Annotated in this window: 14 protein-coding genes and 4 tRNA genes; 9 read left to right on the top strand and 9 right to left on the bottom strand. The window is 71.8% G+C overall.

Going from position 1 to position 12,711, the window contains the following annotated elements; all coding sequences use genetic code 11:
* Position 1 precedes the first annotated feature (1 nt).
* From AB0M54_RS38205 to AB0M54_RS38195, 3 genes are read right to left on the bottom strand one after another with little or no spacing between them, the layout of a single operon-like run.
* Complete coding sequence (locus AB0M54_RS38205; protein WP_364476812.1) at positions 2-919, bottom strand: hypothetical protein; 918 nt, start codon at positions 917-919, stop codon at positions 2-4.
* Between the two features lie 34 nt (positions 920-953).
* The gene (locus AB0M54_RS38200; protein ID WP_364318198.1) at positions 954-1,616 is read right to left on the bottom strand and encodes a response regulator; all 663 of its coding nucleotides are present in this window, start codon (positions 1,614-1,616) and stop codon (positions 954-956) included.
* Positions 1,617-1,621: 5 nt separating this feature from the next.
* On the bottom strand, positions 1,622-3,178 hold the full coding sequence (locus AB0M54_RS38195; protein ID WP_364318197.1) for an ATP-binding protein: 1,557 nt from the start codon (positions 3,176-3,178) through the stop codon (positions 1,622-1,624).
* A 52-nt stretch (positions 3,179-3,230) separates the two neighbouring features.
* On the opposite strand from AB0M54_RS38195, the gene AB0M54_RS38190 reads away from it, so the two are divergent.
* Entirely contained in the window at positions 3,231-4,193 is a 963-nt protein-coding gene (locus AB0M54_RS38190; RefSeq protein WP_364476810.1) for a tripartite tricarboxylate transporter substrate binding protein, read from the top strand.
* Here AB0M54_RS38190 and AB0M54_RS38185 read toward each other — a convergent pair.
* From AB0M54_RS38185 to AB0M54_RS38170, 4 genes are all read right to left on the bottom strand, one after another.
* Complete coding sequence (locus AB0M54_RS38185; RefSeq protein WP_364318193.1) at positions 4,126-4,389, bottom strand: hypothetical protein; 264 nt, start codon at positions 4,387-4,389, stop codon at positions 4,126-4,128. The two genes, AB0M54_RS38190 and AB0M54_RS38185, sit on opposite strands and share 68 nt — an antisense overlap.
* Positions 4,390-4,667: 278 nt before the next feature.
* Positions 4,668-4,994 (bottom strand): nucleotidyltransferase domain-containing protein, encoded by a 327-nt coding sequence (locus AB0M54_RS38180; protein ID WP_364476808.1) that lies wholly within the window; start codon positions 4,992-4,994, stop codon positions 4,668-4,670.
* Complete coding sequence (locus tag AB0M54_RS38175; RefSeq protein ID WP_364318191.1) at positions 4,943-5,149, bottom strand: DNA-binding protein; 207 nt, start codon at positions 5,147-5,149, stop codon at positions 4,943-4,945. Before AB0M54_RS38175 ends, AB0M54_RS38180 begins: the two co-directional genes overlap by 52 nt.
* A 27-nt stretch (positions 5,150-5,176) precedes the next feature.
* Positions 5,177-5,974: an SAM-dependent methyltransferase gene (locus AB0M54_RS38170; RefSeq protein WP_364476806.1), complete on the bottom strand. Its 798-nt coding sequence runs from the start codon at positions 5,972-5,974 to the stop codon at positions 5,177-5,179.
* Between the two features lie 248 nt (positions 5,975-6,222).
* Between AB0M54_RS38170 and AB0M54_RS38165 the strand changes: the two genes are divergently transcribed.
* The 5 genes from AB0M54_RS38165 (at position 6,223) to AB0M54_RS38145 (ending at position 10,120) form a co-directional block, all read left to right on the top strand.
* Positions 6,223-6,918 carry a hypothetical protein gene (locus AB0M54_RS38165; RefSeq protein ID WP_364476804.1) on the top strand — a complete coding sequence of 232 codons (696 nt, stop codon included), beginning with the start codon at positions 6,223-6,225 and terminating at the stop codon, positions 6,916-6,918.
* A 94-nt stretch (positions 6,919-7,012) separates the two neighbouring features.
* A tRNA-Trp gene (locus tag AB0M54_RS38160) sits at positions 7,013-7,085 on the top strand.
* Positions 7,086-7,105: 20 nt separating this feature from the next.
* Positions 7,106-7,178: transfer RNA gene (locus tag AB0M54_RS38155), tRNA-Lys, on the top strand.
* A 44-nt stretch (positions 7,179-7,222) separates the two neighbouring features.
* Positions 7,223-7,295, top strand: a tRNA-Val gene (locus tag AB0M54_RS38150).
* 26 nt (positions 7,296-7,321) lie between these two features.
* Entirely contained in the window at positions 7,322-10,120 is a 2,799-nt protein-coding gene (locus AB0M54_RS38145; protein ID WP_364476802.1) for a BTAD domain-containing putative transcriptional regulator, read from the top strand.
* Positions 10,121-10,182: 62 nt separating this feature from the next.
* Here AB0M54_RS38145 and AB0M54_RS38140 read toward each other — a convergent pair whose 3' ends face one another.
* On the bottom strand, positions 10,183-10,623 hold the full coding sequence (locus tag AB0M54_RS38140) for a hypothetical protein (protein ID WP_364476800.1): 441 nt from the start codon (positions 10,621-10,623) through the stop codon (positions 10,183-10,185).
* An 87-nt stretch (positions 10,624-10,710) separates the two neighbouring features.
* Between AB0M54_RS38140 and AB0M54_RS38135 the strand changes: the two genes are divergently transcribed.
* Entirely contained in the window at positions 10,711-11,232 is a 522-nt protein-coding gene (locus AB0M54_RS38135) for a DUF6653 family protein (RefSeq protein WP_364329528.1), read from the top strand.
* On the opposite strand, the gene AB0M54_RS38130 is transcribed toward AB0M54_RS38135, so the two are convergent.
* The gene (locus tag AB0M54_RS38130; RefSeq protein ID WP_364329531.1) at positions 11,229-11,612 is read right to left on the bottom strand and encodes a VOC family protein; all 384 of its coding nucleotides are present in this window, start codon (positions 11,610-11,612) and stop codon (positions 11,229-11,231) included. The genes AB0M54_RS38135 and AB0M54_RS38130 overlap by 4 nt on opposite strands.
* A 292-nt stretch (positions 11,613-11,904) precedes the next feature.
* Here AB0M54_RS38130 and AB0M54_RS38125 point away from each other — a divergent pair.
* Together AB0M54_RS38125 and AB0M54_RS38120 are read left to right on the top strand one after the other, a co-directional pair.
* Positions 11,905-11,977, top strand: a tRNA-Arg gene (locus AB0M54_RS38125).
* Positions 11,978-12,018: 41 nt separating this feature from the next.
* Complete coding sequence (locus tag AB0M54_RS38120) at positions 12,019-12,678, top strand: NAD(P)H-dependent oxidoreductase (protein WP_364476798.1); 660 nt, start codon at positions 12,019-12,021, stop codon at positions 12,676-12,678.
* Positions 12,679-12,711 lie beyond the last annotated feature (33 nt).

Here is a 12,711-nt window from a genome sequence, read left to right as displayed (position 1 = left end):
CTTAACTCAACGCCGCCAGCAGGCGCTCGTAGGTCGGAGCCAGCTCACGCAAGGCGGCCGCCGCCTTCGGGTAGTTCCGGTCGACGAGGGGACGCTGCAACGAGCCGACGAGGCGGGCCTGCTCGGCCGCGATCGCCGCGCCGGCCGGTTGGCCGGCGAACTCGAGGCAGGTGGCGGTGTCGTCGAGGCGGCGGGCTCCGACGCGTACGGCGAAGTAGATGAAGTGGTCCCGCAGGCCGTCCTCGGCGCCCGCCTCGACCAGCTCGGCCACCCGGTGGGCCGCGTCGGCGTTACCCAGGCTGCCCGGCGGCATCTTCTGGTCGGCGACCATGGCCAGGTGATCGCGGGCGGCCGGGAGGATCGACCGGATCGCGTCGGCGTCGGACACCTCGGCGACCTGCTCGAAACCGGTGCGCATGGTGTACGGGTCGCCGTAGGACAGGGTCTCGGCCCGCCACGCGGTCAGGAACTCGGCGACCGGCACCTCCGCGTACGGGTAGCCGTGCGGATCGTGCGTCAGCACCCGCTCGTCGTTCACGTCGAGCACCACGACGAAGTGGTCGGCGCCGATCGGGCCGGTCATCTCCGGGTGATGACGCAGGTGGCCCATCTCCAGCGGCCCCACCCAGACCGGGCCGTCGGCCGCGGCGGCACGCAAGCGGTCGAGCGCCTCCTCGGCGCTACCGCCCTTCGACACCTCCGAGCGCCAGCCCAGAGCCGTCAGGGCACGGCCGAAACCCAGGTCCGGATCCCAGCCGTACGCGTCGAAGAACACCGTCTGCCCGCCGATCAGCTGCATCCCGAACGGGCCGCCGGTGGCCACCTCGATGACCGCCGTCGACGGGGACCGCTCGCCCAGCAGCATCGCGAGCGAGTTGGAGTAGCAGTAGGGGCCGTTGCCCACATAAGGAACGTGCATGGCGCCGAGTCTGTGGTCTGCCCCAGGGAGAGAGTCAACCGATCCAGCGGTAGCGGCGCTGCGGACGGCCGGCCGAGCCGTACCGCAGCCGCACCTCGGCCTTGCCGGTGTCGACGAAATGTTCCAGGTAGCGGCGCGTGCTGACCCGGGACAGGCCGATCCGCTCGGCGCACTCCCCGGCCGACAGGTCGCCGTCGTACGACCGCATGGCCGCCGCGATCAGCGCCGACGTGTCCTCGGTGAGCCCCTTGGGCAGCACCTTGGGCGTGGTGCGCAACGCCACGAACAGGTCGTCCACATCGGACTGGGCGACGTCCCGGGCGGTGGCGAGGCGGCCGTAGGCGTCGGCGTACCGCTCGAGCCGGTCCCGGAGCACGTCGAACGTGAACGGCTTGAGCACGTAGTGCACCACGCCGCCGTGCAGCGCCGACCGCACCGTGCCGACGTCGCGCGCCGCGGTCACGGCCAGCACGTCCGGCCCGCCGCCCGGCTGCTCGCGGAGCCGGCGCAGCACCTCCAGCCCGGAGATGTCCGGCAGGTAGATGTCGAGCAGCACCAGGTCGGGGCGTTCGGCCGCGGCGACGGCCAGCGCGTCGGCCCCGGTGTGGGCCACGCCGACCGTGGTGAACCCGGGCACCCGGTCGACGAAGCCGCGGTGCACCTTCGCCACCATGAAGTCGTCGTCGACGACCAGCACCCGGATCACGAGACGGCCGCCAGGACATGCGGCATCCGGGCGGTGAACGTCGACCCCTCGACCGACACCCGGCCGCCCCGGTGCACGCAGATCAGCCGGATCAGGGCCAGCCCCAGGCCGTGGTGACCGTCCTCCTCGCCCTTGGTGCTGTAGCCCTGCTGGAACACCCGCTCGGCCAGCTCGGGCGCCACCCCCGGCCCGGTGTCGGTCACCGTGACGACAACATCGTCACCCTCCGTGCGTACGATCGCCGTGATCTCACCGCCCGCCCGAACCGCGTCGAACGCGTTGTCGACCAGGTTGCCCACCACCGTGACCAGGTCGGCCGAGAGCCGCTCGTCGACCGGCGGCAGGTCGGTGCCGGCCCCGATGGTGAGCGTGACATTCTGCTCGGCGGCCAGGCTCGCCTTGGCGATCAGCAGCGCGGCCAGGGCAGGGTCGCGGATGGCCCGGGTGACCTCGCGGTCCAGGCTCTCGTGCAGCTCGCTGGTCCGGGTGATGTAGCGGACCACCTCCTCGTGCTCGCCCAGCTCGACCAGCCCGGCGATGGTGTGCAGCCGGTTGACGAACTCATGCGCCTGCGCCCGCAGCGTGTCCGTGGTGTGCCGGCTGACGTCCAGCTCCCGGCGCAGCGCGGTCAGCTCGGTGCGGTCACGCAGGGTGGTCACCGATCCGACGTCCCGGCCGCGCATCACCACCGGCTGCCGGTTGAGCACGACCACCCGGTCGTCGCTGAGCACCACCTGGTCGACGCCGGCCGACCTCCCGGTGAGCACGTCGAGCAGCGCCGGGTCGAGCCCGAGCTCGGCCAGTTCCCGCCCGACCGCGTCGGCGCGCAGCCCGAGCAGCCGGAGCGCCTCGTCGTTGACCAGCGTCACCCGGTGGACCGAGTCGGTGCCGATCACGCCCTCCTTGATGCCGTGCAGCATCGCCTCGCGGTGTTCGACCAGCCCGGAGATCTCGCGCGGCTCCATGCCCAGCGTCTGCCGCTTCACCCGGCGGGCCAGCAGCAGCGACCCGCTGACCCCGACCACGGCGCCCAGCACCAGATAGATCAGCAGATTGGGTACGGCGCTGCCGAGCTGGCCGACCAGGGTCGGGTACGCCCGGCCGACGACGATCATCCCGATGAACCGGCCGTCCTGCTCGTCCAACACCGGAACGTGCGCCACCAGCTCCTTCGGATCGTCCAGCACACCGACCCAGGAGCGCCCGGTCAGGCCCGTGCTCGCCCCCATCCGCACCGGCTGCCCGGCGTCCGGCCCGGTCTTGATCGTGCCGGTGCGGTCGGCGATGACCACATAGGACGCTCCGGACACCGCCCGGGCGGTCTCGGCCACCGTCTCCAGCACGTCCCGCCCCAGTTGGTCGCGCAGGCCCAGTCGGACCGTGCTGTTGATCGCGGTGTTCTCGCCCACCGACCGCAGCCGCTCGCCCTCGACCCGCCGGAACGCGGCGTCGGCCTCCGCGATCGACACCGCCGCCACCGCCACCACGACCAGCAGCACGATGGCCAGCTGCATCATGAGCAGCTGCCCGGAGAGCGACAGGCGTTGGCGCATCCGCCCATGGTGCTGGTTGACGGCCCGGAGGGAAAGGGCTTGGCTGTCTGCCATGCGGCGGCGGACTCTTCTCGGGGGAACGCTGGCCGCCGCGCTCGCCGGGTGCACGTCGGCCGCGGCCGACGCCGATCTGCGGATCATGGTGCCCAACCCGCCGGGCAGCGGTTACGACGTCACCGCGCGGGTCCTGGCCGCGGCGCTCGCCAGCAGCGGCATAGCGCGCGGGGTCGAGGTCTTCAACCTGCCCGGCGCGAGCGGCGTGGTCGGGTTGCGGCGGCTGGTGTACGAGCGCGGCAACGAGCGGCTGCTCATGCTCATGGGGCTCGGGCTGGTCGGCGCCCAGATCACCGCGGACGCCCAGGTCCGGCTGCGGGACACGACACCGGTCGCGCGGCTGGTGCAGGAGCCGGCCGTGCTGGTGGTGGAGCGCGGTTCGCCGTACGGGTCGCTGGACCAGCTGGTCTCCGGCTGGCGCGCCGATCCGGGCGGGGTGACGATCGGCGGCGGTTCACTCGCCGGCGGGCCGGATCACCTGGCCACGATGTTGCTCGCCGACGCGGTCGGGTTGCCGCCGGCCGGTGTCGTCTACGACCGGCACGACGGCGGGGGCGACCTGCTCGCGGCGATCCTCGGCAAGCGGGTCGACTTCGCCATGTCCGGGCTGAGCGAATACGCCGACCAGATCGAGTCGGGCCAGCTCCGGGCGCTCGCGGTGACCAGCGAGGCGCCGGTGCCCCAGCTGCCGGCCCCGACCGTACGCGACGCCGGTTTCGACGTGGTCTTCAACAACTGGCGCGGGCTGGTGGCGCCGCCCGGGCTGGCCGGCGAGGGCCGCGCCCTGCTCCTCGAGATGCTCGGTGAGCTGGCCGTCTCGACGGCCTGGACGGCGGCGCGGGAGCGGTTCGGCTGGACCGCGGCCTACCTGGACGGGCCGGACTTCGACCGGTTCATGGCCGCGGAGGACGCCCGGGTGTCGAAGGTCCTGGACGGTCTCGGTCTCGCCCCGACCCGATAACCGGCTCGACGCGCTGCTCGTGCTGCTCGATCTCGGGCCGCCACCGCGCCGCGCCCGGGTTATAGATCTCGTCGATCGGCCCCATCACGTTCGCGCCGACCCCGCTGCGGCGCACCTTGCGCGCCAGCAGCACCAGCGCCCAGAGGACCACCCCGAACACGGCCGTCACGACCACGATCGTCAGCACGATGTCCATGGCACCCATCCTGTCACGCCGAGAAGCGGCGCCAGGCGTCGTCGGCCACCGCATTGACGCTCTCGGCGGCCAGGGCCAGGTCGGCCATGGTGAACGAGACCGGCTCGCCGCGGCGCCACGCCTGGGATCGGCGGACCAGGTCGGTAAACGCCGGGAAGATCGACGCCAGGTAGTCGCCGCAGGCCGCCTTGGAGACGATGTCCTGGTACGCCAGCGTGTAGTGCAGCCGGGCCGGGCCGCCGAGGACGAACCAGGTGACGCCGTCGCCGCTCGCCGGGTCATCGGGGCTGACGTCGTTCAGATACGCCGGGATCTCGGCGACGTTCGCCGACCACGAACGGCACCACGCGCCGGTCGACCGGCCACAGATCGTGCAGTTCGGGCGCGAGGTAGGGGCCGTCGACCGTGGTCGGCAGCACGGCCAGGTCGGCGTCGGTCAGCGGCCGCGAGGTGAAGATGATCGCGTCGACGTCGCTGACACCGGGCTGCCAGGCGCCCAGCGCGGCCGAGCCGACCAGGTAGAGGCGCTCGACCAGGCCCGGCCGCGCCGCGTCTACCGCGGCGAGGTAGGACTCGGCGACGGTCTGCGGTTGAGCGCTATCCACGACTCGACCTCCTCGGCGCGCCACAGGCGGCCCTGGGCGAGCGTCGCGGCGGCCGCCGGGAAGCCGCGGCGCTTGGCCAGCTTGTAGAAGCGGCGCCGCGCGATCGGGGCGAGCATCGTACGGATCTCCCGGGCACCAACCAGTCGTACCGTCACGCCGCAAGACTAGTCGTCAGACAACCCTCAGGGCTTGCGACCCACCGCGCCGTACGCATCGATGTAGTCGTCTGGATCGTCGCCCCGGCGCCACTGGGTGATCTGGGTCAGGCCCGGCTCGACCAGCTCGAGCCCGGCGAACGTGCTCGCGATCTCGTCGGGGCTGCGCAGGATGTACGGGACGCCGCCGCTCTCGGCCAGCTTGTTCGCCCCGTCGACCACGGACGGGCTGGTGTTGGTGCCGTCCCAGAGCACCAGGTGGCTGCCCGGCGCGGCGGCGGCGACCGTGGTGCTCACGATCGACCGGACCACCTCGAGGTCGGGCTCGTAGCCGAGCACGCCCATGAACATGATCGCGACCGGCTGGGTGAGGTCGAGCGCGTCGCCCGCCGCGGCCACGATCTTGTCCGGCTCGTGGTAGTCGGCCTCGACGTACGTGGTCAGGCCCTCGGCGGTCGACCCGGACAGCAGCGCGCGAGCATGCACCAGCACCATCGGGTCGTTGTCGACGTAGACGATCCGTGACTCGGGCGCGATCCCCTGGGCGACCTGGTGGGTGTTCTGCATCGTCGGCAGACCGGTGCCGATGTCGAGGAACTGCCGGATGCCCGCCTCGGCGGCCAGGTAGCGCACCGCCCGGATCAGGAAGCCGCGCGACGTACGCGCCATCACGGCGATCTCGGGGTAGACCGTGACGACCGCGTCACCGGCGGCCCGGTCGGCGGCGAAGTTGTCCTTGCCGCCCATCCAGTAGTTCCAGATGCGCGCCGCGTGGGGCACATCCACCTGCAGTTTCGACGCGAGTTCAGGATCGGGTCCGCTCACGGTCGACACGCTATCAGCGTGAGATGTCCATTGTGACCGCTGTCGCCACGCCTGCCGGACGGGACCGGGTCGTCGAGACGTTGGTCGCGGTGGTCCCGTCCGATCCGATGTTGCGCTTCGACGAGGCGGCTGGGTGCCGGCCGGGTTCTACCGGGTTTGTGCCACGGTTTGCCGGGATCGCGTCACGGGCAGGGTGGGATCGACCAGCATGAGCGAGGTCGGAAGTTCGCCACGTCTGGAGGAAACCCGTGAAGACTCGCCGCTCGACGATCCTCGTCGGTGTCCTGGCCGCCGGTCTGGTGCTCACCCAGCAGGCTTGCACTCCCGCCTCGCAGCCGGTCGCCGCCCCGTCCGCGGCCGCGCCGTCCGACTCGGCTCCGGCTCCTGCTCCGTCGTCCCCGTCGCCGTCGCCTTCCGCGTCGTCCTCCGTCAAGTCGACGAGAGACGCGGGCTCGGCCGGCGGCGGCAGCAAAGCCGGCCGATCGGCCATCCTCGCCGGCAAGCGCCAGGTCGTGATCAAGCCGAATCCGAGCTTCGAGTCGATCGTCGCGGTCGACGCCAAGGGCCGGCTCAGCCTGATCGACGGCGAGGCCGAGCACGCGCTGTTCGTGTTCATCCCGGTCGGCGGCAAGTACCAGATCAAGACGGCCAAGGCGACCAATGGCGGCGAGCCCGACTGCATGGGCATCAGGACCAACGGCACCGCCTCGCTCACCGTGGTGGCCACGGCCTGCGACGCGTCCCGCGGCGGCCAGCTGTTCACCATCACCGAGCAGAAGAAGAAGGATTCCGAGGGCGACCCCACGTACGCGATCAGCAATGAAGGCGCCTTCCTGCAGGAGCGCAGGAGCGGCCTGATCGCCGAGGAACTGGGCGATTCCCCGCTGACGACCACGTTCTCGTTCGTCGACAACGGCCCGTCGACCCTGCCGATTCTCGACTGACGGCCCTAATTCGCTCGCGGCCGCGATGGTCGTCGCGCAGACTGGTTCCTACCAGGGCGTCGACGACCATCGCGGCCGTTTGTGCACTGGCCTTACGGGCGTAGCTCAATTGGCAGAGCACCGGCCTCCAAAACCGACGGTTGCAGGTTCGAGTCCTGCTGCCCGTGCGTAAGAACATCTGAATAAGGCGCCGTTAGCTCAGTTGGTAGAGCAGCTGACTCTTAATCAGCGGGTCGCAGGTTCGAGCCCTGCACGGCGTACTGCGGGATGGAGCAATTCGGCGTGCTCGCACTCCCGCGTCCACGTTCCGGTGGCTCAGTCGGCAGAGCGCCGCCCCGACACGGCGGAGGTCCCTGGTTCAAGTCCAGGTCGGAACACTCAGGACAGGCCCTAAGCTCGCGTCGTGGAGTTCCGCATCCTCGGGCCGCTCGAGGTGCTGGCGGACGGGCGGCTGCTCGACCTGGGCCGCCCCAAGCAGCGTGCCGTGCTGGGGCTCCTGCTGGTGCGGGCGAACACCGTCGTGTCGCTCGAGCACCTGGTCGACGAGCTGTGGGGCGAGGAACCGCCGGCCCAAGCAATCGCTTCGCTCCAGGCGTACGTGTCGCATCTGCGCCGTCTGCTGGAACCCGGACGGGCCGCCCGCACGGCGGCCCGGGTGCTGGTCAGCCGTCCGCCGGGTTATCTGCTCGCGGTCACCGACGACGAGCTGGACGCGGCGCGGTTCGAGAAGCTGGCCGCCGAGGGGCGCCGGTTGCTGGACGCGGGCGAGGCGGGGCCGGCGGCCGAGACGCTGGGGCGGGCGCTCGCGCTGTGGCGGGGTGACGTCCTCGCCGGGCTCGAGGCGGCGCGCTCCGAACGTACCCGGCTGGAAGAACTTCGCCTGGCCGCGCTGGAAGATCGCATCGCCGCCGACCTGGCGCTCGGCCGGCCCGCCGCGGTGGTCGCCGAGCTGGACCGGCTGATCGCCGGCCAGCCCTACCGGGAGAGCCTGCGCGGGCTGCGGATGCTCGCGCTCTACCGGTCGGGGCGGCAGGCCGAGGCGTTGCGTACGTATCAGGACGTGCGCCGCCTGCTCGGCGACGAGCTGGGCATCGACCCGGGGCCGGAGCTGGAGCGGCTGCACCGGCAGATCCTGGGGCAGGCGGTCTCGCTCGACCCGCCCGCGCGACCGTCCTCCGTGGTCTCCTCGATGCCCGACCCGGACCTGCTCATCGGGCGCGACCGGGAGATTGGCGAACTGAGGCGGGCGGCCGGGTCGGGACGCATGGTCCTGATCAGCGGCGAGCCGGGCGTGGGCAAGACCCGGCTCGCCGGTGAGCTGCCGGCGGTGTGGGGACGGTGCGACGAGGAGCAGGGGGCGCCGCCGTTCTGGCCGTGGCTGCAGATCCTTCGGTCGCTCGGCCGTGACATGTCGGTCATGTCGGATGGTCCTCCGGTGGTCGACGTGGAGGCCGTCCGGTTCCGGCTGTGCCGCGAGATCACCGGCCTGCTGTGCGCGTTACCGCAGCCCACGGTGCTGGTCCTCGACGACATGCAGTGGGCCGACGCCGGCTCGCTGCGCGTCCTGCCCGTGCTCGCCGCCGCCCTGGCGACCACGCCGCTCCTGGTCATCGTCACCTACCGCTCGACCGAGCAGGCCGCGCTGACCGGCACGCTGGCCGAGCTGGCGCGGCTGCCGACGGTCACCCGGATGCCGCTGCCCGGCCTCGACCAGGACGAGGTACGGCGGCTGATGACCGCGCGGCTGGGCACCGAACCGGATGCTGAGCTAGCCGGGATCGTGCACGACCGCAGCGGCGGGAACCCGTTCTTCGTCGTGGAACTGGTGCGGCTGCGGGGCCTGGCCGACATTCCCGACGGGGTACGCGACGTGCTGCGCCGCCGCCTCACCGGCCTGCCCGAGCAGACCCAGGCGATCCTGCTCGTGGCCGCGGTGGCCGGTCACGAGTTCGACCTCGACGTGGTCCGCGACGTGTCCGGGCTGGACGACGACACCGCCCTGACCGCGGTGGAGGCGGCGCTGCTGTCCGGCCTGGTGGTCGAGGGGTCGCCGGTCGGCCGGTTCCGCTTCACCCACGCGCTGATCCGGGACGCGATCTACGACTCGGTGAGCCGCCTGCGCCGGGCCCGCCTGCACGCGCGCATCGCCGCTCGGCTGGGCGACCGCGGCGGCGCGCACTGGTGGCTGGCGGCGCCGGTGGTGGGCGTACCTTCAGCTCTGCCGCACCTGCTCGCCGCGGCCGACCGCGCGCTGGCCGCCCTCGCCCACGAGGAGGCCGGCGACCACCTGCACCACGCGCTGGATCTGCTCGCCGGAGGCCCTCGGGACCTGTCGTGGACACGCTTCGAACTGGACGTTCAGCTGCGGCTCGGCACGCTGCACGCCCAGCTCGACGGCGCCCAGTCGGCGATCGGGCAGGCCGCCGTGACCCGGGCCCGGTCGCTGGCCGAGGAACTGGGCGACGGGCCGGCCACGCTGGCCGCCTACCGCACGCTCTACGAGGTGGCGGTGGCCCGTGGCGAGCACGCCTCCGCGCGGTCCATGGCCGAGAAGATGATCGAAATCGCGGGTACGCCGGGCGAACAGTCCCTGGCCCACCTGGCCATGGGCCGAACCCTGTGGTGCCTGGGCCGTTCCGACGCGGCGCGCGACCACCTGTCCCGGGCCTTGACGCTGGCCGACGCGGCACCCCACGAGGCCATGCCGGTCGACGTGACCATCCGCCTCCAGCTGGCCGCCGTCCTCGCCGACCCGTCGTCACAGCTCGACCTGGCCATCAGCCGCACCGCCTCGGCGCCGCCCCTGGTCCGGGCCGGGGTCTTCACGTCGGCGGCGCTGATCGTGGCGATGCGCCGCGACGTGGCGGCCGCGGGTTCGTATGCGCGGCGTGCACTGTCGCTGGCCGGGCCGCTGCCGGCGTGGTTCAGCTATGCGGCGGCGGTGGCGGGGTGGGTGCGGGCGCTCGAAGGCGACCCGGCCGGGGGCGCGGCGGCGGTGCTCGCCAGCCTCGACCAGATCCGGGCGCGGGGGGCGCGTCACCTGGTCGGCTGGGTGCTGGGGCTGCTGGCCGAGGCCTACGCGCTGGACGGCCGGGTCGCGGCGGCCCGCGAGCTGCTCGACGAGGCGTTCGCGCTGGTCGAGGAGACCGGCGAACGGATGTACGTCGACGAGCTGACCCGCCTCCGCGACTCGTGGCGCTAGCCCCGTGGTGTTGCGTATAGGTGCGCAGAGCGTCGCCGTTCGCCCGGTTTGAGCGGTGCCTTTCAGCAGATCGGCAGGGCCAGCCAGGGGTCGTAGCCCGCGCGGCGTAACCAGGTGGCGCCCGCGGCGTCGGCGGCGACCAGCCACTCGGCGCCGGTCGCCCGGCCGTCGTCGGCCAGTTCGCGCAGCAGCCTCGCGTACCCGTCGGGGTGGGCCGCGGCGATCGCACGCAGCTCGACCACCCGCGGCGACAGCCGGGCCGTCGCCGCGACCGCCACCAGCGCGTTCCCGGCGGCGGCGGTGAGATTCCACAGACCCGACCAGACCTCGTCGCCGGTTCTTCTCGGCGAGCGGTAGCCGGCCGCCTCGCTGAGCAGGCGGCGCGCCTCGTCCTTCCCGTCCGCCTCGTCCGGAGTGCTCGGGCCGCGCGTCTCATGCGGACTGCTCGGGCCGCGCGTCTCATGCGGACTGCTCAGGCGGCGGTAGACGATGTCGGTGACCATGGCGGCCAGCGTGCGGCCCGGTGGTTGACCGTGACTTGACGCGCGGCGCCAAGTCGTCGTCAACCGCGGCCGCGCACCATCGGCGGCATGACGAATCAAACCTCGGAGAAGCGCGTCGCCCGGGCCTTCGGACTCACCGGCGACAACTGGATGCGCCACGCGAACGCGGTCAGTGTCTGGACCCGGTTCGCCGTCCTGCCCCTGATCGGGGTGGCCGTGTGGAGCCGGGACTGGATCGGCTGGTGGTCCCTCGTACCCATCGCCCTGTCGTTGATCTTCATGATGATCAACCCGCTGCTCTTCAGCCCGCCGAAATCCACCCGCAACTGGGCGTCCAAGGCCGTCTTCGGCGAACGCGTCTGGGCCGACCGCAACGACATCGACCTCCCCGCGAAGTACCGGGCCTCCCGCGCGCCGGCCGTCCAGTACACCGCCCAGACGGTCGGCCTGATCGTGATGATCTACGGCCTGGTCCAACTCGACGTGGTGGCCGCCGTCTCGGGCCTGCTGGTGATCCAGATCGCCAAGATCTGGTTCCTCGACCGGATGGTGCTGATGTTCGAGGAGATGAAGACCGGCAATCCCGAGTACGCGAGCTGGGAGTACTAGCCGTCCACGTACAGGCAAAATGGATGCCCCGCCGGGTCGAGCATCACCCGAACATTGTCCTGAGGCTGGAAGGCGGCCTGCTCCGCGCCCACCCCGAGCGCGAACGCGACCGCCTCCGCCAGATCATCAACCTCGAATTCCAGATGTACGGACATCTGCGGCTCCCCCGGCGCAGCGGGCCAGACCGGCCGCACGTAGTGCTCCTCAGTCTGAAACCCCAGGTTGTACCCGGCATCCGCGGAAGGCGCGACCGAGCCCCCACCCCCGTCCCCCGGAAAGAACTCCCACCCGAGCAACTCCGCATAGAACCGCCCCAGCGCAGCCCCATCCGGCGCATCCAAGGTCACCCCGAACCAGCTCTTCCGCGTACGCAACGGCATGTGCTCTTCATACTCCCCGCCGCCACAGCGCGACGGCTCCCCGCGACAACGCCCCGGCGACGCCACCCGCCCCCGCATCGCTCCGCGGCTGCTCGGAGACGCCCTGGGTTCCAGCGGCATACGAGGCACAAGCAGAACGGTCTGGCAGCGCGGGGCGCGTCCGCTTGGACAGCTCCGCGCGTCCTCCACCAGCGCCAAGACCCACCCTCGACACCCGGAGGCACTGCATTGCCCCCGTTGGGACGCCCAGGGACAAATGAGTATCCGCTGGTAGGTACGATGTGGGCCGCAGGCCCTCGTAGCTCAGGGGATAGAGCATCGGTTTCCTAAACCGTGTGTCGTAGGTTCGATTCCTACCGGGGGCACCGTCTCGCCAGGTGGCGGCTTGCCGCCTATCGTCTGCGCCATGGCGCGCATCTTGTTGATTTCTGGGAGCACCCGTGAGGACTCGCTGCAGACGGCGGCTCTTCGGACGGCGGCTCGGGTTGCGCCGCCTGGGGTGACGGCGGTGCTCTATGACGCGTTGCGGGTGTTGCCAGCGTTTGTGCCGCTGGAACGGCGGATTCCGGGGTCGGTTGCGCTGGTTCGGGAGCAGGTTGAGGCCGCGGACGGGGTGCTTTTCTGCACGCCGGAGTACGGCGGGTCGCTGCCGGGCAGCCTCAAGAATCTGCTCGACTGGCTGGTCGACGGGCCGCATCTGACCGGGAAGCCGGTCGCCTGGCTGTCGGTGGCCGCCCCGGGGCAGGACGACGGCGCCCGGGCGGCGCTGGAGGCCGTGCTCCATCACGGGGGCGCCCGGGTGTTGCGGTCGGCGTGCATCCGGATTCCGCTCGGCCCGAACGCCGCCGATGCTCACGGGCTGGTCGCCGATCAGCAGTTCCACCAGGCTGCGCAGGACGTGCTGCTGTCGCTGTCCCGGTCGCTCGCCCCGCCCGAACCGCCGGCGCAGCCGTCCTGGCAGGCGTACTCCAGCCTCTATCCGATGGTTCCGCAGACCGACACGTCGGCCCTGCGCGCGGGCGGGCGGCCGCGCCCCACCTACTGGCAGCCGCCGACCGGCTCGTGAGGGACATCCGCGCCGTTCGGGACGTGATCGCGC

This window comes from Actinoplanes sp. NPDC051470 (assembly GCF_040682035.1).
GTDB lineage: Bacteria > Actinomycetota > Actinomycetes > Mycobacteriales > Micromonosporaceae > Actinoplanes.
Note: the sequence above shows the minus strand (reverse complement) of the source record. Positions and strands in the feature narration are given on the sequence as shown.